A 19,697-nucleotide genomic window follows, 5' to 3' on the forward strand; every position below is an offset into this window, starting at 1 on the left:
AAAATGTGAACAACAATAGAGTTTTACATTTTCTTCATATATGACCATCTATAGGTAGTTTTTCCAACTGAATTGTACACGCTTTACACTTTGTTTGATAGCCTCTCTAATTAGAATAATGTTACAATTTCGTGAATAAAATCCATTTATTGTAACGTTTAGATTTCTCCATATTTTATTATTTTTAAATACTTCTTCAAACGTTAAAATAGTGTTTCACTCGATTGATTATTATCTTGATATATCTTTAAAGAATTCATATGAAAAAGCATTGGCATATACCAATGCTTTTTCATTATCTCTTTTGATTCGGTTTATGCGGTTCATTTGGAGTATATGGCTTATTTGGTTTATTTGGAGCCTCAGCCTTTTTCCAACTTACCGCTAACTCTGGACTTGTTTTTTCTTCACTACGCTCAAGTAATACTACTGCATTTTGAATAGTCGGTGTACCTTTATGCGCAATCCCTTGTAATTTCGTTAAATTTCCTGATACTTTAAAGCTAAATCCACCAGCTGGTGTTTGTTTCGGAATTAAAATGCGGAACTTTTCTCCTACATTAAATTCTGTTTTTGTTTCGCCTTTTTCATTTGCAAATTTCACGCCCGCTGGTGCACCTGTTGCTTGCACTTTATACGTTCCGCTTTTTGCATTTGTTTCTACTGTATATAAGCCTGTTTCAAAGAAATCATTTTTTAAGACTGCTTGTTGTTCTTCTGTAGGAGTTACACTCATCGTAATTTCTTGTAGTTCTTCACTAGCACTTGCTTTTGCAACGATATCTTTCGTTACCTTTTCTACATTTTTATTACGGAAGTCTAAATCATTAATATCGATTTGTTTTAACGCATTCCACACTGCAAGCTGCGTTGCGTAATGCGCCTCTCTCCAATCAGATACCCCTAATTCTTGTGGACTCTTTTGTGGATATCCATTCAATAGTACACGGTACACATTAATATCCACTTTCCCCATTTCCGGTAAATCTTGACCGCTTGGAGATTTCAAATCTACATTTAAGCAAAAAGCAATTTTACCATCTGCCGTTTTAATAAGCTCTGTTCGAATTGGCTTCTTCTTGGACTTACTATAACTCCAATCCATTTGATACTTTGTATGGTCCATCACTTCTGCGAATGCTTTTTGAAGTGGGAATAACACAAATAAAACACTTAAAAACATAGCTAAAAGTTTGAACGATTGCTTTATATTCATGTTTACAGCCCCTTAATAACAAACTTAATACTAAGTAGTATTTATTTAGAAACTATTTTTATGCACAAAAAAAGAGTACTTTTAAGCACTCTTTTTTCTTACCTTAATCTTAGAAATCGAAGTTATCAGGATCTGGACCAACGCGATGATTTTGATTTAACGCATCGATTTTTTCCATATCTTCTTTCGTTAATTCAAAGTTAAATACATCAGCGTTTGCAATAATACGGTGTTCTTTCGTTGATTTTGGAATTGTGATTACTCCATTTTGAAGATCCCAACGTAAAATAACTTGCGCTGTTGTTTTACCATGTTTCTCAGCAATCTCTTGTAATGTTTCGTTATCTAATAATTGACCTTGCATTAGTGGTGACCATGCTTCCATTTGAATACCTTGTTCTTTACAGAAAGCTTGTAGTTCTTTTTGTGTTAAACGAGGGTGGTATTCTACTTGGTTAATCATTGGTTTAATTTCTGCATCTTTCATTACATCTTGTAAGTGATGGATTTGGAAGTTACTTACACCAATTGCACGTACGCGCTTTTCTTTATAAAGTGTTTCTAGCGCTCTCCATGTATCTTTATATTTTCCTTCTGAAGGCCAGTGAACAAGATATAAATCTAAATAATCTAGTCCTAATTTTTTTAGACTCTCTTCGTATGCAGCGATTGTTGTTTCATACCCTTGATCTGCGTTCCATACTTTTGAAGTAATAAATAATTCTTCTCTTGCAATACCAGTCGCTTCAATACCTGCACGAATTCCTTCACCTACAGCTTTTTCATTTCCGTAAATTGCAGCTGTATCGATGCTGCGGTATCCTGCTTTAATTGCTGATTTAATTGCTTCTACAAGTTCTGGTCCTTCTTCTACTTTAAATACACCTAAACCGAACCAAGGCATTTCTACACCATTACTTAATACTGTTTTACTTTGTAAGTTTTTCATTTTATTTTCTCTCCTTTTATTTTACTTGATCTCTTTTTTCTAATGTCATGCTCCACGCTGTTAAAATAACAGCGGCTACTACCATAAGGCCACCTACCCAAGCAGTATGGATTAATCCTAATGAATTCGTTACAAGGCCACCTATATAAGAACCTAAAGCGATCCCTCCGTTAAATGCGGCAATATTAATTGCTGAAGCAACATCAACCGCACTAGGAACAAAGCGCTCTGCCAATATAACTACATATACTTGTAGCCCCGGAACATTCATAAATGCGAATAGTCCCATGAAAATAATTGTGATTAATCCAGCTACTTTAAATGGCGCTGTAAATGTTAAAACAAATAATATAATCGCTTGAATCAAGAACATGTAAAATAGCGCTCGAATCGGATTATGATTCGATAATTTTCCGCCGACCATATTCCCTATCGCAATTGCGATTCCATACACTAATAAAATGATAGTAACAGTACTTGCTTCAAATCCTGTTACTTCTTGTAATAACGGAGATAAATACGTAAATGTTACGAATGTACCGCCGTATCCAAGTGCAGTAATAATGAAAACAAGTAATAGTCTTCCATTTTTAATTAATTTAAATTGATCACGAAACGATACAGGTACACCATTTTTTAAATTAGATGGGACGAGTATACTATTTGCGATGAAAGCAATAATTCCAATTACAACAATCGCCATAAATGACGCTCTCCAGCCAAATTGTTGACCGATAAATGTTCCAATTGGCACACCAGTAATAGTCGCAACTGTTAATCCAGTAAACATAATCGCAATTGCGCTAGCACGTTTATTCTCTGGTACGATTGCAGCTGCAATTGTAGATCCAATTGACATAAACACACCATGTGCAAACGCAGATACAATTCTTGCGATAATTAATACAGTGAAGCTTGTTGCTACCGCCGCAATGCCATTACCAATAATGAAAATAACCATAATCCACATTAATAATGTCTTTCGCGACATACTAGCCGTTAACGCTGTTAAAACAGGAGCTCCTACTGCCGCTCCTAACGCATATAAGGAAACCGTTAAACCGGCTGTTGTAACCGAAACATTTAAATCTTTTGAAATAGATGGTAGTAAACCGACACTAATAAACTCGGTCGTACCAATCCCAAACGCACTAATTGCTAGCGCTAATAAAGCAAACATACTTCTTCGGCTCGTCTGAGCTTCCGAAGATGGTACTGTATATGAACTCAATTGAATTCCTCCTTATTACAAGAAATCCAATCATAATAGTATGATAAAAAGGCCCTTTTATCTTCTAAAAAATATATTTCATACTTACAAATGCTATTATGAATGGTTTCATTCCTTTTTTGAAGAACGCACTTTAAAGTACGATAGGCACTAAAAAGTAACATAGTCACTTTTTGGTACCGTACTACTCATTTGCCTCTTACATGTGCTATTATGAAACATATTTAACACAATAAAAAGTACGTACTTTAAAGTGCTATAGGTACTAAAAAGTAACATTTGTATGATTTAACTTATTTTACTTACAAAGGGAGGATTTCATATGAAGAAATACAATATTCCTGTAGAGGCGACTTTAGAAGTTATCGGCGGAAAATGGAAGGTTGTTATCCTTTGTCACTTAACGAAAGGTACAAAGAGAACGAGTGAACTAAAACGTTCCATGCCTGGTATTACACAAAAAATGTTAACACAGCAATTACGTGAATTAGAAGACGACGGGGTCATTCAAAGAAAAGTATACAACCAAGTCCCACCGAAAGTAGAATATTCTCTTACTGACTACGGTTGGTCTTTAGAATCCATTCTTGATTCTCTTTGTTCTTGGGGCGAATGCCATCTTGAAAAAGAAGGTAACACATCGATGCTAATTGCAGAAGGTGAATAATAGGAAAAAGGAAAAAACGAACATGAATTGGTTCATTTTTTCCTTTTTTTCTTTATATATATGTACATTTCTAACTGGAACAAAATATTTTATACGCTTTCATACCTTGTCAGCACTACGTTATACACTCAATATCAAATAATTAGGAATCATTTTTATGTTAACATAGGTGTATATAGTATATAATATAGGATATATATTATATACACTTTCCGGTAACGGAGCTTTTCCATTATGCGGACAAGCCATGTATCGGACAGTTCATAAATAATAAGTAAGACGTTATGGTTTTAGATTTATGTCAGCTTACTTGCTGTCATAAATTTAAAGGCATTTTATTGTGTTTTGTGAAACTTTGTATAAAGTTTCGTAACCGTTTACTATCTTACTTATAAAAAATAAGAGTATTGCTATCGTAAAGGAGAATTGGAGATGCCAGAAACTATGACTCAAACAAAGCCAGAACAAGAAACTGTACAAATTTCTGCTAGCCAAGGACAACTTGATGTACTTGATCAGTTGTTAAAACCTGAGGTACAAGAATCATTAACAACACTAGTAGAACAGCTTCCAAAATTAACTGAGCTTGTTAACATTTTAACTAAGTCTTATGACTTCGCTCAAACTGTTGCTACTGATGAAGTATTAAAAAGCGACACTGTTGGTGCAATCACAGAGCTTGTAGAACCTGTAAAAGATACAGTGAAAAGCATGGCTGCTACTGCAATCGAAGCGAAAGATCGTGCTGACGAAAGCAACGAAGTTATCGGCCTGTTCGGTCTATTAAAATTATTAAAAGATCCACAAGCACAAAAAATGTTCCGCTTTGTGAACGCATATCTTCAAATTAGTGCAGAACGTAACAATAAATAAGTTAACTTATAACAACAATTAGTAAAGACGGGGGATATCATACTATGTCAAAACAAATTGTCATCTTAGGCGCTGGTTATGGCGGTCTTCTTGCCGCTTTAAACGTACGTAAATATTACAGTAAATCAGAAGCACAAGTTACAGTGATTAACCAATACCCAACGCACCAAATCATCACTGAACTACACCGCCTTGCAGCTGGTAACGTGTCTGAGCAAGCAGTTGCAATGCCACTTACAAAGCTTTTCAAAGGTAAAGATATCGATCTTAAAATCGCAACAGTTGAGTCATTCTCAGTTGATAGCAAAGAAATCAAACTAGCTGGCGGCACTACTTTATCTTACGATGCACTTGTAGTTGCTTTAGGAAGTAAAACTGCTTACTTCGGTATTCCAGGACTAGAAGAAAACAGCATGGTATTAAAATCTGCTGCTGATGCAAATAAAATCTACAAACACGTTGAAGACCGTATTCGTGAATACGCGAAAACGAAAAACGAAGCTGATGCTACAATCGTAATCGGTGGTGGCGGATTAACTGGCGTTGAGCTAGTTGGTGAGCTTGCTGACATTATGCCTAAACTTGCAAAAAGCCACGGCGTAAATCCAAAAGAAGTGAAACTTCTTCTTGTTGAAGCAGGTCCAAAAATCCTTCCAGTATTACCAGACCACTTAATCGAACGTGCAACTACTAGCCTAGAAGCGCGCGGCGTTACATTCTTAACTGGTCTTCCTGTAACAAACGTTGCTGGCAACGAAATCGACTTAAAAGACGGTCAAAAACTTGTTGCTAACACATTCGTTTGGACGGGCGGCGTACAAGGTAACCCATTAATCGGTGAATCAGGTCTTGAAGTTAACCGTGGACGTGCAACAGTTGATGCATACCTACAATCTACTTCTCACAAAGACGTATTCGTTGCTGGAGACAGCGCTGTTGTCTTCGCTCCAGACGGACGTCCATACCCACCAACTGCACAAATCGCTTGGCAAATGGGTGAGTTAATTGGATACAACTTATACGCAGCACTAGAAGGCAAAGCATTCGAAGAGTTCGCACCTGTAAACTCTGGAACACTTGCTAGTCTAGGACGTAAAGATGCGGTTGCTACAATTGGAGCAAGCAATACTCCACTTAAAGGCTTACCAGCATCATTAATGAAAGAAGCAAGTAACGTTCGTTACTTATCACACATTAAAGGTCTATTCAGCTTAGCTTACTAATCTGAATATAAGCCCGAATCATGCCCTGCATGGTTCGGGCTATTTTTATCCGTAATTTTCTCTAACTTATTTATTCGGCAGAAGAATCGTATAACCCTTTTAATTATCTAAATTTACTGATTATTTTATGTCCAAATTGTGTATACGAAAAGATGGAAGTATTCTTCCTACTCCCATCCTTTCACACAAACTATTCGCCTAACTTCACAAGACTGTAATTCTTCTTCCCTTTACGGATAATAATAAATCGTCCATCAAATGAATTTTCTACAGTAACATCTGTACCCACATCTGTTACTTTCTCACCATTCATAGAAATCGCTCCGTTATTAATATCTTCACGCGCTTGTCGTCTAGATGGTTCAATTCCTAAATCAACTAGCCATTCTACGATGTTTTTCGTCTCTTTTGAAGACTGAAATGTTGGCATTTCTTTAAAGCCTTGTTCAATTTCATCAGCTGTTAACGATTTAATATCTCCGCTAAATAACGCTGCTGTAATTTTCTCAGCTTGCAGGAACGCCTCTTCTCCATGAACAAACTTCGTCATTTCTTCCGCTAATACTTTTTGCGCTTCACGTTTATGAGGTTCCGCTTCTACCTTCGTTGCTAATTCATCAATACGCTCTTTCGTTAAGAACGTAAAGTATTTCAAGTATTTAATTACGTCACGGTCATCTGTATTTACCCAGAACTGGTAAAATTCAAACGGTGTCGTTTTTTCAGGATCAAGCCAAACCGCACCACCCGCTGATTTACCAAACTTCGTACCGTCCGATTTTAATAATAACGGAATCGTTAATCCGAATACTTTCGCCTCATGACCCTCTAACTTACGAATTAAATCTAAACCACTCGTAATATTTCCCCATTGGTCACTACCACCAATTTGCAGTTGAACATCCTCTTTCGTGTATAAATGATGGAAGTCCATCGCTTGCAAAATTTGGTACGTGAATTCCGTGAAAGAAATACCTGTATCCAAACGGCTTGCTACAATATCCTTCGCTAACATGCTATTGATGCTAAAGTTTTTCCCGTAATCACGTAAAAACTCAATAATATTTATTTCATGTGTCCAATCATAGTTATTTACCATCTTCACTTCGCTATTTCCACCAAAATCAAATAGCTTTTTCATTTGTGCTGTTAACGCATCTACATTATGCTGAACCACTTCTAACGTTTGAAGTTGACGCTCTGATTGACGTCCACTCGGATCACCAATTGTTCCTGTTGCCCCGCCAATTAAAATAACAGGATGATGACCAGCTAATTGGAATCTCTTCATCATCATAAACGGAATCAAATGTCCGATATGCATACTATCACCAGTCGGATCAACTCCGCAGTATAGTGAAATCTTTTTCTCTTCTACTAGCTTACGTAAGCCTTCTTCGTCAGTCTGTTGATTAACGGCGCCGCGCCATTCTAACTCATCAATGATATTCATCTTTTGTCATCCCCTTTATTTTTTTAAAACAAAAAATCCCTATGTCTATGACATAGGGACGATTATTCACCGTGTTACCACCCAGTTTGTATAAATAGCATAGCTACTCATACCACTCTTAGCAATAATATCGATTGCCAGTCCGCTTAGCATTACCTAAGATACTCCAGAGTGTAATTCACAAGTTTGTTTGTGCTAGGTTCCAGCAACCCCTAGCTCTCTCGTTAACAGTGACAAACTGCTACTGGGCTCTTTCAACGTATGTTATTTGTTAAATTATTAGCCATTATATTGAATTGAAAACAAATTGTCAACAATACCCAAATATTATTTTAAAATAATTCATATCTTCATACGTATTTCTTTATTCCTTATCTTCTCCAATAATCCTTACTTCTCGCTCCAACTTCACGCCAAATTTCTCTTCAACTGTCTTTTGTACGAAGTGAATTAAATCGATGTAATCTTGTGCTGTTCCGTTATCAACATTCACCATAAACCCAGCGTGTTTTAAAGAAACTTCTACTCCACCAATTCGCTTACCTTGTAGTCCTGAGTCTTGAATTAACTTACCAGCAAAGTTATTTGGTGGGCGCTTAAATACGCTACCACATGAAGGATATTCTAGAGGCTGTTTTGACTCACGTTTAAACGTTAAATCATCCATTTTTGCTTTAATTTCTTCATGTACACCTTCTTCAAGTTCAAATCTCGCTTCAAGAATAATGTAATGGTTGTTCGCAAATACACTCTTACGATATCCAAATTCAAATGCTTCTTTCGTCAAAGTACGTAGCTCTCCATCACCTGTCATTACGACAGCTTCTGTTAATACAAACGAAATTTCACCGCCGTATGCACCAGCATTCATATATAATGCTCCGCCAACTGAACCTGGAATACCACAAGCAAACTCAAGACCCGTTAAGTTATGGTCTAAGGCAATACGTGATACGTCAATAATTGCTGCACCACACTGTGCTACAATCGTCGTTCCTGTTACAGTAACACCTGTAATATGAATTAAACTTACTGTAATCCCGCGAATTCCACCATCTTTAATAATGACATTCGATCCATTTCCTAAAAACGTAACTGGAATATTATATTCGTTCGCATATTTGATAACTTCTTGAATTTCATCATAATTTGTAGGCGCAACAAAAACATCTGCTTTTCCGCCAACTTTAATATGCGTATGATTCTTTAACATTTCATCTTGTTTAACATGTCCTTCAGGCAATACCGTACTTAAATATTTATAAACCTCTTGCATATTCATTTTACGATTCCTCTATTTCTATATTCATTTTATCCCGTTATACGGGCCCATAATATCCCCACGTACATGAAAGAACCTAAAGTGGTGGATACAGTGTACCCAAAATCAATTCGAGACACCTATAAACCTCTTAATTTATAAGAGGTGCCACTCATATTAAAATATATATTGCATAATAAAGCAACCCAAATGGACTACTAAACTTGACATGTCATCAGAAAGACAACAATTTGTAAAATATGTGACTTTTTCAAAACACTATCCCTCAGTATCTTACTATACCACACAAAAAGAAAGTGGTATTTTTTTGTACTTTTTACTTTATTTACATAAATAAAAAAAGAGCACATCCGACAGAATGTGCTCTTTCTATACTCTTTATATTACTTTTCGTTCTCTTCTTTTTCTTTATCAAACCATAACAGCTCATCGTTATCAACTTCACCATTATAATTGATTAAAATTTCTTCTCCTGCTTTTATATCCTTATAAGCATAGAAGTTAAACGTATGGTTCTCGAAGACAATATCATACGTTGCATTCGGTGTATATGAATGATTAAATAACATACCGTATCCTAAAAGGATTGCCGTATGATTGATTCCATACTCAAATGCGTAGTCAGCAAGTAATGTTTTCTCAATATGTTCATGCTGTTCATTCGGATAAGAGATAACTGGTGCTGCGTGTATCAACTCACCTTTTTTAATATCACGAGTTGCAAATACACCTCTATTAAATTCTCCATCACTAAGTTCAGAAGTCTTAACTTCGATCATATGCGTCACCTATTTAATTCTTTCTTTGAAGTATTTTAATTCCGCTATTAGCTGAATTTTATCTCCTTAAGCTTGGCAGAAAACGCGCAGAAAAGCAATTAAATTCCTATCAAGTATTCGTTTCAATGAAAAAAGAGCACATCATTCGTGCTCTTTCCAAGCAATATTACTTTTCTAAAATATCTTCTAACAACTTCACTTGCTCGTTAACAGTTTGTAACGTCTTCACTGACGTATCATTTCGATGTTTTTCTTCTTCCACACTCGCTAGCACTTCTTCTGTAGCTGTAGAAGTTTGCTGAATTACGTTAGAAGCATGCGTAACATCCTTTACGATATTCGTCGTTTTAACTTGGAAACTTTCTTGATGAACAACAACCTCTCGCATTACTTCATTAATCGCATCAATAAACTTCCCTAAATCAGTTACATTTGTTAAAACGCTTGCTAACATCTCGTTACATTCTTCTTGTACTCTTTCTGACTTTTCTACTTGTACTTCTACCTTACTTGCTTGATTACTAAACTCCTTCAAAATCCCTTGAATTCTTCCCGCAGAACGATTTGATTCTTCAGCAAGCTTTAACACTTCACTCGCTACAATAGCAAAACCTTTTCCATGCTCGCCTGCCCTCGCAGCTTCAATATTTGCATTTAAAGCTAGCAAACTCGTCTGACTTGAAATATTCGTTATTACATCTACAATTTCATTAATTTGTTTCGATTGCATCATTAAATCTCTAAATATAATTCCAGACTGTGAAACAACATCATTTAAACTTCTCATGTTAATTTCAAAATTTCTTAGAGTATGTACACTACCTTTTGAAATTTCTAAGCTTTCATCCACACGAGCCGATGCAGTTCTTACTTGAGAGATGATTTGTTCAATATTTCCCTCCATATCATTCAATACTTCTACCGAACGATACATCATCTCTGATTGTGATTGCGTACCAACTGCCACCTCTTCAAAGGCAAAATTAATTTCACTCATCGATTCCATCGACGTGTTCATATTTTGTCTTAAATGATTGAAATTACTATCTAGTTTCACAACTGTTTCTTCAATAAGTCTTTGCGTCTCTTCTAACTCCTGAGCTTTTCTCATTACTTCTTGCTTCTCATCACTTAAACGAAGGAGCAAATTAGAACCGATTTTCGTGACGCCCCACATAGCGATTGTTACAATCGCTAACAAACTTGCGAAATTAGCAGCTTCAGACGAGGCTGTATAAGCAAAAAATTGCTCCGGCCAATAGCTACAAAGGATAAATGTGATCACAACAGCTACCCCGCCAAGAATTAAAATGAGACGCTCACTTAAGTAAATAAGTGAAACAGCTAATGTAAAATAGACCATTTGAAATACAGCCGGGCTTTCATTAAAAGCTTGTACCATAATGTAAGACATTGTAAGCAACATAAATGTCATGATATATTTATACGCTGATTCCATACTTTTTATAAAAGTAAACAGCGTTCCAAATGCAACGACAGAAATACCACAAATCCAAAACGCTATTGCTCTCTCTGTAAAAATATATCCATAATACCCAATTGCGATTATCCCAAGAAAGAAACTACAAATCGTTATAAACAGTAATAAATGATTTTTCTGTGATTCTTTCTCAAGGTTAGAAAAACAAGTCCTCTTTAACCACTCCATATGAAGCCCCACCTTCTACTTATACATATCAATTACTTCAGTTTAAATACCGCACTTACTGGGTTATGATCGCTATTTTCAAACTTTAAATCTTTCCCTTGTACATTTACAATCTCTACATTCGGTGAAACGATAAAGCCATCAATAATAGTGACGAAATTTTCACCTTCTACATATTTCTTTACATCATCTCTCACAGTCATAACAGACGGATCTACAGCCCACTTAAAGCCACCGTCCGTAAAGTCCTTCGGTAACTCTACTAACCACTCAGGGCGCTCTTTCACGAACTTCGGATCACTTAATTGAGCGTTTGAAACTAATTGATTCCAATCTCCGCCCATTATTACGTAATCACCATTTTCATAATGCTTGTTCATATATTCTTTTAAGTACTCTACTTGCTGTTTTCTAATTTTCCCGCCTTCATCATAAGCAGACAAATGTAAATTTACGAGTCTAACATGTTTCCCATTATTAACAGGAATTTTATATTCCACAATTGCTCGATCTAAATCAAACAAACGCTTTGGCCAAGGCTCCATTCCAGGAAGCTGGAACCTCTTCGCTTCTTGAACAGTGTATTTAGAAAACGTACTTAATCCAGCCTCCGCATATCCCATTGGATTTATTATTGGCACTGGAACCCATTTCGTATCGTAGTTCTTGCCAAATGACGAAACATAATCAGGTAATCCTTTTTTCAAAAATTCATGTTCATTTACATCAAATGAACGAAGTGACTTTATATCAACTTCTTGTAATAGTGCAAAATCACTATTCTCATTTTGTAAAAACGAAAGCATATTCTTTAAATTAGTTTCCGTTTGCTCTTTACTACTTGAACCAGATCCCTTTCCACCATCCATAAAGAAATCTTGATCCTTATCTAACCCAGCATATCCAATATTAAATGTTGTAACTTTAAACTCATTTCCAGTCGCTAATACGCGCTCCTTATTATTCTCCACCTTCAAGCTTATAACATCAGCAGGCTGTTCTTTAGTAAGTGTCATATACGCTAGAAATCCTCCTACAATGCCCGCTACTACTAAAACACATGTAAATACGATTTTTAAAAATTTCTTCAAATAAATGACTCCTTTTCACGCGAATTTATTTTTCTTTATTTTCAGTCAAATAAAACAAAACGACACACATAAGAAACATTTTATCATAATTAAAACCGTATATCACTATATTTAGTTGATAAGTAATCGATCCCATTTTAATTACTTGAAAAACCTTCAGACATCAAAAAAAGAAACGTTACACCCACCTCCTCACTGGAATTTAAACGGTATATTTAGTACACTATATGTAATAATCCTAGGCGATGGAGTTCGCCATAAACGCTGCTTAGCTAATGACTCCTACCAGTATACATACTGGTAGGAGTCTATTTTTTTGAGCAATCTATTTAAAGAGGTGAGAAAATTGATTTATATTATCGTCGGCATTGCCGGTATATTAGGAGCTCTTTCTCGTTATTATTTAGGTCTTAATATCACCACATTTTGGCATCATTCATTTCCATTAGCAACATTACTCATTAACTTAATCGGTTGCTTCTTCTTAGCGTGGCTAACTACTTATATCGCCCGGCTAAACATCTTACCTTCAGAGGTCATCACAGGCATCGGAACTGGATTCATCGGTTCCTTTACGACTTTTTCAACATTTAGTGTAGAAACTGTGCAATTGATCAATCATTCTGAGTGGAGCATAGCCTTCTTATATGTATCATGTAGCATACTTGGTGGCCTCATTATGTCTGGCCTTGGCTATACACTTGGAGATTTCTTAATTAAGAAATCTCTTACGGAAGGTGATTACTCATGATAGAAGCCTTATTAGTCGCAACAGGAGGATTTTTCGGTGCGATTACACGATTTGCAATTAGCAATTGGTTTAAGAAAAGAAATAAAACACAATTTCCACTTGCTACATTCCTTATTAATATAACAGGGGCGTTTTTACTTGGATATATAATCGGCAACGGAGTTACTACAGGCTGGCAACTATTATTAGGTACTGGATTTATGGGTGCATTCACTACATTTTCTACGTTTAAACTAGAAGCTGTTCAACTTCTCAATCGAAAAAATATTAGCACTTTCCTTTTATACTTAAGCGCTACGTACATAATTGGTATCCTCTTCGCATTCCTTGGAATGAAGCTAGGCGGAATATGAAAAAAAGCGACTCTATTGAGTCGCTTTCTTTCATAAGAAATATGTCCCGCCATATGGAATAGAAAATAAACCAGCTGGATGTACATCGTAATGTACAATTTGCATCGGAAGCTGTGAATACGGCATATACTGACTTTGCATCATTTGTGCAAAATATGCTTGTTGTTGCATTTGAATAGCTTGATTCATAGCATGAATTGTTCCCTGTGCCCCAGCCAGCGTAATAGCTGCTCCTACTTGTCTTCCATTATAAAAATGATGGTTCATCATGATTCATCTCACTTATTCTTTTTCTTCCATATGGTATGTTTCTATTTCATAGTGAGTATTTTGTCCCTATTGGTAACCCCTATTTATTGCCCTTTTTCAGCTTTGAAGTAATAAATCCAAATAATAATACGCCAATACCACTAAGGAACAATACATAACTTATCGGTACTAGGAAAAAGAAAGGTTCTTCAAGGAATCCATCCGCTCCTACTTTACTGTTTGAAGCATGTATAGTTAAAGAAATAATCGCTAAAATCATGAAAGAAATAGCTACTACGTATTTATTTTTCATTTCACATTCTCCTCTACTTATGTAATTCTCCTTAAATCGTTAACATCATATTATCTAAAAAAACATTAACAGTCAATAATTACTTATTGTTTAACGATAAATAATTATTGACTAAACTAATAACAAAAAGGTTTACGAAGCATATTAAATCACTTCGCAAACCCTCTGTATTATAAATATTTACACTTCAAACCTCTTGCTTAATACTATATACATTGCGCAAAATAGCACGAATATCCCAGCATAAATTAACAAAATCTCTACACTAAACATATCCGACAATGGCCCAAATATTATCATTCCTAGAGGAAGCGCGCATGAATTCGCAATTTGTACAAGACTGAACATCCGTCCGTGCATTGATGGTTCTACTTTCTCCTGCAATAACACAGTAACTGGTGTATTGAAGCACGGCATCGTTATACCAATTAAAAAATTAAAGACTAAATATATAATAAATATTGGTGCTATTCCGAGTCCAATCATAAGCAGTCCATATAATGCACAAGCTAGCGCTGTTGTATACATACGATTACGAAAACCACCCCACGCCGCAATTAATACGCCACCAGCTGCCGCACCCGCACTAAAGGTCATCTCACTAGCAGTAAGTCTCCACATTTCGGCCCCGAAAGAACGAGTTACCATTAAAGGTGTTAAAAAAGCAGCTGGACTTATTAAAATCATGACGATAATTAATAAAACGATTAGCCTTTTAATAAATACATTTTCTTTTAAATAAGAGAATCCTTCTTTAATTCCTTGTAGATTAGATTTTTGCTTACTCTCTACATTCACATGTCCTTCCACCTGAATGATAAACATAATACTAATTCCAATCATAGCCGTAATAACATCAATAAAAAATGTTGTTTCAATGCTGGCAATAGAAAGAATCATCGCACTTGCTGCTGGAGAAAGAAACATAATTAAAGATGTAATACTGCTATTTATTCCATTTACTTTCATAAGATACTCTTTCGGAACGATTTGCGGAATTAATGCATTTACAGCTGGCGTTTGTACTCCTGTTCCAGCTGAACGAATGAGTAACACAATAAAAAGTAACCAAATACTTTTATATCCTGTTAAAAATAAAATTGCTAAAACTAACGTCGCAATCGCTATAATTCCATCAGATAACATAATCATCTTTTTACGGTCATAACGATCAATCCAAACACCTGCAAACAAAGATATCGCAATTTGTGGTAGAAAACCGCAAACAGTTGAAATAGTCAACATCACTCCTGATGATGTTGTAAGGGTGATATACCATATAATCGCGTATTGTACGAGAGAGGAACCGAACAACGAAATAGTTTGAGCGGTCAAAAATAATATAATTTTCGTTTTCCAATTGTTTTCACTCATATGTTTCACACCCCCTTAACTAATCCTGTCTCTATATGAAAGATGCTATCTGCCCAATCAAGATAAAAACTCGCTTCGTGAGATACGAGTATAATGCTGCCCTTAAACTTAATTAGCGCCTTTTGCAAAGCTTCCTTCGCTTCTGCATCTAAATGATTTGTCGGCTCATCTAAAATTAATAAGTTACAAGGTGATAATAATAATCCGCACAGTTTCACCTTCGATTGTTCACCACCACTTAACGTACGAATTTCTTGCGAAACGTGCGTATCCTTCACTCCACACGCAGCTAAATGATGGCGTATTTCCTTCATATTCAGTTTAGGAAACTGTTCTGAAATAATTTGAAGCGGCGTTAAAGAATCATTGCTCCAATTTAAATCTTGCTCATAATATCCAATCTTTATTTGCTCTGAAAAGTGAAACTCTCCAGAAATACTATCAATATTTCCAACGATTGTTTTTAATAAAGTAGATTTTCCTACTCCATTGAAACCTGTAATAACAAGTTTTTGCCTACCCATTACTGAAAAATTCAACTTTGGTAAGAGAGCGAAGTCGTAACCAACTTCAAGGTTATTTACTTCAAGAACTGTCTGAACTGAAATGGGAAGTTCCTGAAAATGAATAGACGGTTTATGAGTAAAACTTGGTGGCGCAATTCTTTCCATACGCTGTAATTGTTTTCTACGACCTTGCGCTATTTTTGAATTCACCCCAGCAATATTTCTACGAATATACTCTTCCGTTTTTTCAATTTTCTTTTGCTGTGCATAATATTGGCGAATATAATCTTTTCGCAAATGCTCCTTCTGCCTTACAAAATCTGAGTATTTGCCGTAATACTTCTTAACTGTCCCGAACTCTACATCACATATGCAAGAAGTTACCTTTTCCAGAAAATCAAAATCATGTGATATGACAATAAACGCTCCTTCAAAATTCATTAAATAATTAGCAAGCCACTCCACATGCTCCTTATCAAGAAAATTCGTCGGTTCATCTAGTAATAAAATATTAGGCTCTTCTAATAAGAGCTTCGCTAAAATTACCTTTGCACGCTGCCCTCCGCTTAATTCACCAATAACACGATCCATCCCAATCACATCAATACCTAAGCCGGATGCCACCTTATTCGTAATACTATCTACTGAATAAAAATCATGAGCCTCGAGCAGTCCTTGAATTTCTGCCGCTTTCAATAGTTGATTTTCATCTCCAGTCATCGCACTTTCTTCATATAACTTGTTCATTCTCTTTTCCATTTCATACAAATCATAAAAAGCTCTCTTTAAATATTGTGAAATGGTATAAACCTCATCAATTTCAGCGTATTGATCAAGATGCCCAATTTGAATATTAGGTTGCCACTTTATGTCTCCCTTATCAGAAATAATTTCCCCCACCAATATTTTCATTAATGTGCTTTTCCCTGCACCATTCTGTCCAACAATTCCCATATGCTCCCCTTTATGCAAATCAAAAGAAGCATTTTCGTATAATACTTTATCTATAAAACTATGTGATAAACTTTCAACTTTAAGTAAACTCATTTTTATTCCTCTTTTCCTGAAATTAAAAAAGCAGAGAGATAGCGTCATTCGACACTAGCCCTCTGCTTCGTGGTTTTTTCTATACTACTCCAATTTACAGTAAAGACTCATCGGAATAATATACACAAAGGGCCATAGACAAAGCATTGTCTATGGCCCCTTAATCTATTTTATACACCAGCTGAAAAACCATAACGAAATAAGCATAGATAAACTATACTTTTTTAGAAAAGTTATTCAGCCGATGAATATAGGGGATTTATACCCCTTGATTAAGCTCCGTACAACGCTTCACCGTATACATTTGTGCGGAGCAAAGTTTTCTAATGAGTTTTACAAATTTTATATAAAGCATATTCTGCACCTTCCTTAATACTTAAAAGGGATTTTAGCATACGGTTTTACGAAGCGTCAACATTACTTCCGAATCTTTCAACTACTTGTTTTCAAAATATTGCTTCTGAAACATACACATTCTTATCGCATTATGATAGTTACCATCAACGAAAAACTCATCGATAAGTTCGCCTTCTACCATAAATCCAACCTTTTTATAAACATGTACTGCTTTTTCATTTTCCTTATCCACAACTAAATATATCTTATGCATATTTAATACAGCGAAAGCATAATCCATTGCTAAACGCGTCGCCTCTACTGCATAACCATATCCTTGATAATTCGGATCAATAATAATTTGGAATTCTGTTCTACGGTGAATATAATCGATTTCTACTAACTCAACTAATCCAACCATTTCATTGTCTTTCTCAACGATAAATCGGCGTTCGCTTTGATCATGTATATGTTTATCGTATAAGTCTTGCAGCTCCACAAATGCCTCATACGGCTCTTCAAACCAATATGACATAATATGCGCATTATTATTCAGTTCGTGTACGAACTTTAAATCTTCTCGTTCCAATGGACGTAACTTCAATTCCTGATTCATTCCTATAACCTCCAAGTAAAAGAAACCTCTTCACTTAATTTCTCAATTTTTTTCGATTTCAAACGCCCTAATTTCATTGTAAACTTTCAAGCAACTTGAAGGTCAAGATGTAAAAAAGTAGTGCAAACTTACTACTACTCTTTTCTCAAATCTCTCATATTCGATATGTATAAAGCAATAACTAAAACAAGAATTGCTCCTGCGTATAATAACGTCTCCATCGGTTCCTCATGAGACACAATAATCAATCGAATTAAGGCCGTAATTCCGATATAAATAAAATAACGTAACGGGAAATGATAGTTCGATTTAAAATACTTAATAATTAATGCAATGAACTCGAAGTATAAGAAATAAACGATGATACTTTCAACCAATTTATAAGACGTATACTCTTTTGCCGAAAAAATATACTGCACAAACGTAATTGTCTCATTCACTAAGAAAATCGATAACACAATGGATAATATAATTAAAGCTATATTTAATATCCATTGCAAAACACTAGCTATAACATGATCGATATTAAATGACTTCATTTTCTCTTTAGACTCCCCTTCGTATAAGTACTTATTTATTATAGCAAAATTACGATTGGAAAGAAGTTAAATCATATATTCGTCCTTTGTTGTTGCCAGTGTAGGGGAGATTTAGTGTGTGGAGAATTCTGTTTACAACCATACCCGACGAAACATGGAGAAACTCTTTCAAATTACCGTTCGTACATGTCGTACTAATGAGCAATGCATAATCTCGTATAGCATCCTCATGTGCCACTTTTGAAAAATCTTTACAACTTGTACAACGCCAGCCCTTCTTCACTTTAACCATTGGAATAACTAAGCATTTCTCACATTGTACTCCATTTAACAACTCCTCTTTTTCTATTTTATATTGCTCAAGTATATTTTGTTGAAGTGGAGAATGCTCCGTTAGTATTTGATGAATGAGCCTATCTACATTATCTATAACTTTTCTCTTATATTTACTTTCAAACCACTTTATTTTATGAGGTAAATTTGCACTATGAATAATTGTATGAAGAAGATTGTCATCTGAAGATTTTATAATGGTACGAGGCGAGCTAATAACAACGAGGGACTCGATTGGAAGACTAGAGGAAAATCCATGTAAGCTTAACCATTTCTTTAATTGTATTTCTTGCCTTTTTATTTGTAAAACCGGATCTGGAAATCCCTCTGAATTTCCTTCTGTTATTCGGATAAGTTGATTAAACTTTGCATCAAACATTAATGTACCTGCTATATTTTTTATCTCAAGAAAAAGAAGAAACTTTGTGGAAATGATAATAGTATCAATTTGAAAGTATTGATCATGATTAGACAAGCGAACATCATGTAAAACACTATACTCTTTCTCAGAAATAAAACTAAGTGGATAATCAATTGCTTGCTCCCCTTTATACCCCGCCATGTGTTTTGCCAAGTTTTCTCCAATTAAATTTCGTTTTGGATGATGTACAGGTAACCTTCTAAGCAGTGCTTCTAACTGTCTTATATAAATCGGCATTTTTCTTTCTTTCACAATCACCTCAAACACCCCTTTACAAATATATCAACGATTTTTTCAATATATCTATCATAACTCACAATATATCAACGATTTTTCCAATATATCTATCACAACTCACAATATATCGATTGGTCGACAATATCTGACACTACCTCACTCCAATCACTCACAGCATATCCTAGAAAA

General features: G+C 35.3%; 20 protein-coding genes, 1 riboswitch and 1 other annotated feature. Of the genes, 5 read left to right on the top strand and 15 right to left on the bottom strand.

Annotation, left to right across the window (positions count from 1 at the left end; genetic code table 11):
* Positions 1 to 295 precede the first annotated feature (295 nt).
* The 3 genes from ACTFR3_RS17420 to ACTFR3_RS17430 all read right to left on the bottom strand — a co-directional run bounded on the left by ACTFR3_RS17420 (position 296) and on the right by ACTFR3_RS17430 (position 3,345).
* Positions 296 to 1,216: a thioester domain-containing protein gene (locus ACTFR3_RS17420; RefSeq protein ID WP_224201259.1), complete on the bottom strand. Its 921-nt coding sequence runs from the start codon at positions 1,214 to 1,216 to the stop codon at positions 296 to 298.
* Positions 1,217 to 1,325: 109 nt separating this feature from the next.
* Positions 1,326 to 2,165, bottom strand: a complete 840-nt coding sequence (locus ACTFR3_RS17425; protein ID WP_000793568.1) for an aldo/keto reductase — start codon at positions 2,163 to 2,165, stop codon at positions 1,326 to 1,328.
* Between the two features lie 16 nt (positions 2,166 to 2,181).
* On the bottom strand, positions 2,182 to 3,345 hold the full coding sequence (locus ACTFR3_RS17430; RefSeq protein WP_002026553.1) for an MFS transporter: 1,164 nt from the start codon (positions 3,343 to 3,345) through the stop codon (positions 2,182 to 2,184).
* A gap of 373 nt (positions 3,346 to 3,718) precedes the next feature.
* On the opposite strand from ACTFR3_RS17430, the gene ACTFR3_RS17435 reads away from it, so the two are divergent.
* The 3 genes from ACTFR3_RS17435 (at position 3,719) to ACTFR3_RS17445 (ending at position 6,159) form a co-directional block, all read left to right on the top strand.
* On the top strand, positions 3,719 to 4,063 hold the full coding sequence (locus ACTFR3_RS17435) for a winged helix-turn-helix transcriptional regulator (protein WP_000760481.1): 345 nt from the start codon (positions 3,719 to 3,721) through the stop codon (positions 4,061 to 4,063).
* A 432-nt stretch (positions 4,064 to 4,495) separates the two neighbouring features.
* Positions 4,496 to 4,936 (top strand): DUF1641 domain-containing protein, encoded by a 441-nt coding sequence (locus tag ACTFR3_RS17440; protein WP_001115309.1) that lies wholly within the window; start codon positions 4,496 to 4,498, stop codon positions 4,934 to 4,936.
* A gap of 44 nt (positions 4,937 to 4,980) precedes the next feature.
* Positions 4,981 to 6,159 (top strand): NAD(P)/FAD-dependent oxidoreductase, encoded by a 1,179-nt coding sequence (locus ACTFR3_RS17445; protein ID WP_000043202.1) that lies wholly within the window; start codon positions 4,981 to 4,983, stop codon positions 6,157 to 6,159.
* Between the two features lie 190 nt (positions 6,160 to 6,349).
* Here the strand turns inward: ACTFR3_RS17445 and tyrS are convergent, their stop codons facing one another.
* From tyrS to ACTFR3_RS17470, 5 genes are all read right to left on the bottom strand, one after another.
* Positions 6,350 to 7,612 (bottom strand): tyrosine--tRNA ligase, encoded by a 1,263-nt coding sequence (tyrS, locus tag ACTFR3_RS17450; RefSeq protein WP_001021096.1) that lies wholly within the window; start codon positions 7,610 to 7,612, stop codon positions 6,350 to 6,352.
* A 51-nt stretch (positions 7,613 to 7,663) separates the two neighbouring features.
* Positions 7,664 to 7,879: a binding site (T-box leader), on the bottom strand.
* 97 nt (positions 7,880 to 7,976) lie between these two features.
* Complete coding sequence (gene murB / locus ACTFR3_RS17455; RefSeq protein ID WP_001057102.1) at positions 7,977 to 8,894, bottom strand: UDP-N-acetylmuramate dehydrogenase; 918 nt, start codon at positions 8,892 to 8,894, stop codon at positions 7,977 to 7,979.
* A 383-nt stretch (positions 8,895 to 9,277) separates the two neighbouring features.
* Entirely contained in the window at positions 9,278 to 9,673 is a 396-nt protein-coding gene (locus ACTFR3_RS17460) for an SET domain-containing protein (protein ID WP_000573649.1), read from the bottom strand.
* 166 nt (positions 9,674 to 9,839) lie between these two features.
* Entirely contained in the window at positions 9,840 to 11,342 is a 1,503-nt protein-coding gene (locus ACTFR3_RS17465) for a DUF4077 domain-containing protein (RefSeq protein ID WP_440044625.1), read from the bottom strand.
* A 32-nt stretch (positions 11,343 to 11,374) separates the two neighbouring features.
* Complete coding sequence (locus ACTFR3_RS17470) at positions 11,375 to 12,433, bottom strand: endonuclease/exonuclease/phosphatase family protein (RefSeq protein ID WP_000714050.1); 1,059 nt, start codon at positions 12,431 to 12,433, stop codon at positions 11,375 to 11,377.
* A 232-nt stretch (positions 12,434 to 12,665) separates the two neighbouring features.
* A riboswitch (Fluoride riboswitch) is annotated at positions 12,666 to 12,725 on the top strand.
* A 54-nt stretch (positions 12,726 to 12,779) separates the two neighbouring features.
* Between ACTFR3_RS17470 and crcB (ACTFR3_RS17475) the strand changes: the two genes are divergently transcribed.
* Entirely contained in the window at positions 12,780 to 13,184 is a 405-nt protein-coding gene (crcB, locus tag ACTFR3_RS17475) for a fluoride efflux transporter CrcB (RefSeq protein ID WP_000639315.1), read from the top strand.
* Positions 13,181 to 13,537 carry a fluoride efflux transporter CrcB gene (gene crcB, locus ACTFR3_RS17480; protein ID WP_000568587.1) on the top strand — a complete coding sequence of 119 codons (357 nt, stop codon included), beginning with the start codon at positions 13,181 to 13,183 and terminating at the stop codon, positions 13,535 to 13,537. Before crcB (ACTFR3_RS17475) ends, crcB (ACTFR3_RS17480) begins: the two co-directional genes overlap by 4 nt.
* 30 nt (positions 13,538 to 13,567) lie before the next feature.
* Here the strand turns inward: crcB (ACTFR3_RS17480) and ACTFR3_RS17485 are convergent, their stop codons facing one another.
* The 7 genes from ACTFR3_RS17485 to ACTFR3_RS17515 form a co-directional block, all read right to left on the bottom strand.
* On the bottom strand, positions 13,568 to 13,807 hold the full coding sequence (locus ACTFR3_RS17485; protein WP_000980930.1) for a DUF3947 family protein: 240 nt from the start codon (positions 13,805 to 13,807) through the stop codon (positions 13,568 to 13,570).
* Between the two features lie 79 nt (positions 13,808 to 13,886).
* Positions 13,887 to 14,099 (bottom strand): DUF3955 domain-containing protein, encoded by a 213-nt coding sequence (locus ACTFR3_RS17490; protein WP_025118109.1) that lies wholly within the window; start codon positions 14,097 to 14,099, stop codon positions 13,887 to 13,889.
* A 180-nt stretch (positions 14,100 to 14,279) separates the two neighbouring features.
* Positions 14,280 to 15,473: an MFS transporter gene (locus tag ACTFR3_RS17495; protein WP_001293755.1), complete on the bottom strand. Its 1,194-nt coding sequence runs from the start codon at positions 15,471 to 15,473 to the stop codon at positions 14,280 to 14,282.
* A 5-nt stretch (positions 15,474 to 15,478) separates the two neighbouring features.
* Positions 15,479 to 17,026 (bottom strand): ABC-F family ATP-binding cassette domain-containing protein, encoded by a 1,548-nt coding sequence (locus tag ACTFR3_RS17500; protein ID WP_242244960.1) that lies wholly within the window; start codon positions 17,024 to 17,026, stop codon positions 15,479 to 15,481.
* Positions 17,027 to 17,462: 436 nt separating this feature from the next.
* On the bottom strand, positions 17,463 to 17,978 hold the full coding sequence (speG, locus tag ACTFR3_RS17505) for a spermidine N1-acetyltransferase (RefSeq protein WP_001071095.1): 516 nt from the start codon (positions 17,976 to 17,978) through the stop codon (positions 17,463 to 17,465).
* A 134-nt stretch (positions 17,979 to 18,112) separates the two neighbouring features.
* Positions 18,113 to 18,517, bottom strand: coding sequence for a phosphate-starvation-inducible protein PsiE (gene psiE / locus ACTFR3_RS17510; protein ID WP_000834708.1), 405 nt, complete (start codon positions 18,515 to 18,517; stop codon positions 18,113 to 18,115).
* 49 nt (positions 18,518 to 18,566) lie between these two features.
* Positions 18,567 to 19,523 (bottom strand): nuclease-related domain-containing protein, encoded by a 957-nt coding sequence (locus ACTFR3_RS17515; protein ID WP_086388955.1) that lies wholly within the window; start codon positions 19,521 to 19,523, stop codon positions 18,567 to 18,569.
* Positions 19,524 to 19,697 lie beyond the last annotated feature (174 nt).

The organism is Bacillus cereus group sp. MYBK14-1 (genome assembly GCF_051916885.1).
GTDB lineage: Bacteria > Bacillota > Bacilli > Bacillales > Bacillaceae_G > Bacillus_A > Bacillus_A cereus.

Bases quoted from the DNA above. Each gene is read 5' to 3' on its own strand.
- ACTFR3_RS17420 (WP_224201259.1), bottom strand. From the start codon at position 1,216: ATGAATATAAAGCAATCGTTCAAACTTTTAGCTATGTTTTTAAGTGTT.
- ACTFR3_RS17425 (WP_000793568.1), bottom strand. From the start codon at position 2,165: ATGAAAAACTTACAAAGTAAAACAGTATTAAGTAATGGTGTAGAAATG.
- ACTFR3_RS17430 (WP_002026553.1), bottom strand. From the start codon at position 3,345: ATGTTTGCTTTATTAGCGCTAGCAATTAGTGCGTTTGGGATTGGTACG.
- ACTFR3_RS17435 (WP_000760481.1), top strand. From the start codon at position 3,719: ATGAAGAAATACAATATTCCTGTAGAGGCGACTTTAGAAGTTATCGGC.
- ACTFR3_RS17440 (WP_001115309.1), top strand. From the start codon at position 4,496: ATGCCAGAAACTATGACTCAAACAAAGCCAGAACAAGAAACTGTACAA.
- ACTFR3_RS17445 (WP_000043202.1), top strand. From the start codon at position 4,981: ATGTCAAAACAAATTGTCATCTTAGGCGCTGGTTATGGCGGTCTTCTT.
- tyrS (WP_001021096.1), bottom strand. From the start codon at position 7,612: ATGAATATCATTGATGAGTTAGAATGGCGCGGCGCCGTTAATCAACAG.
- murB (WP_001057102.1), bottom strand. From the start codon at position 8,894: ATGAATATGCAAGAGGTTTATAAATATTTAAGTACGGTATTGCCTGAA.
- ACTFR3_RS17460 (WP_000573649.1), bottom strand. From the start codon at position 9,673: ATGATCGAAGTTAAGACTTCTGAACTTAGTGATGGAGAATTTAATAGA.
- ACTFR3_RS17465 (WP_440044625.1), bottom strand. From the start codon at position 11,342: ATGGAGTGGTTAAAGAGGACTTGTTTTTCTAACCTTGAGAAAGAATCA.
- crcB (WP_000568587.1), top strand. From the start codon at position 13,181: ATGATAGAAGCCTTATTAGTCGCAACAGGAGGATTTTTCGGTGCGATT.
- ACTFR3_RS17485 (WP_000980930.1), bottom strand. From the start codon at position 13,807: ATGATGAACCATCATTTTTATAATGGAAGACAAGTAGGAGCAGCTATT.
- ACTFR3_RS17490 (WP_025118109.1), bottom strand. From the start codon at position 14,099: ATGAAAAATAAATACGTAGTAGCTATTTCTTTCATGATTTTAGCGATT.
- ACTFR3_RS17495 (WP_001293755.1), bottom strand. From the start codon at position 15,473: ATGAGTGAAAACAATTGGAAAACGAAAATTATATTATTTTTGACCGCT.
- ACTFR3_RS17500 (WP_242244960.1), bottom strand. From the start codon at position 17,026: ATGAGTTTACTTAAAGTTGAAAGTTTATCACATAGTTTTATAGATAAA.
- speG (WP_001071095.1), bottom strand. From the start codon at position 17,978: ATGAATCAGGAATTGAAGTTACGTCCATTGGAACGAGAAGATTTAAAG.
- psiE (WP_000834708.1), bottom strand. From the start codon at position 18,517: ATGAAGTCATTTAATATCGATCATGTTATAGCTAGTGTTTTGCAATGG.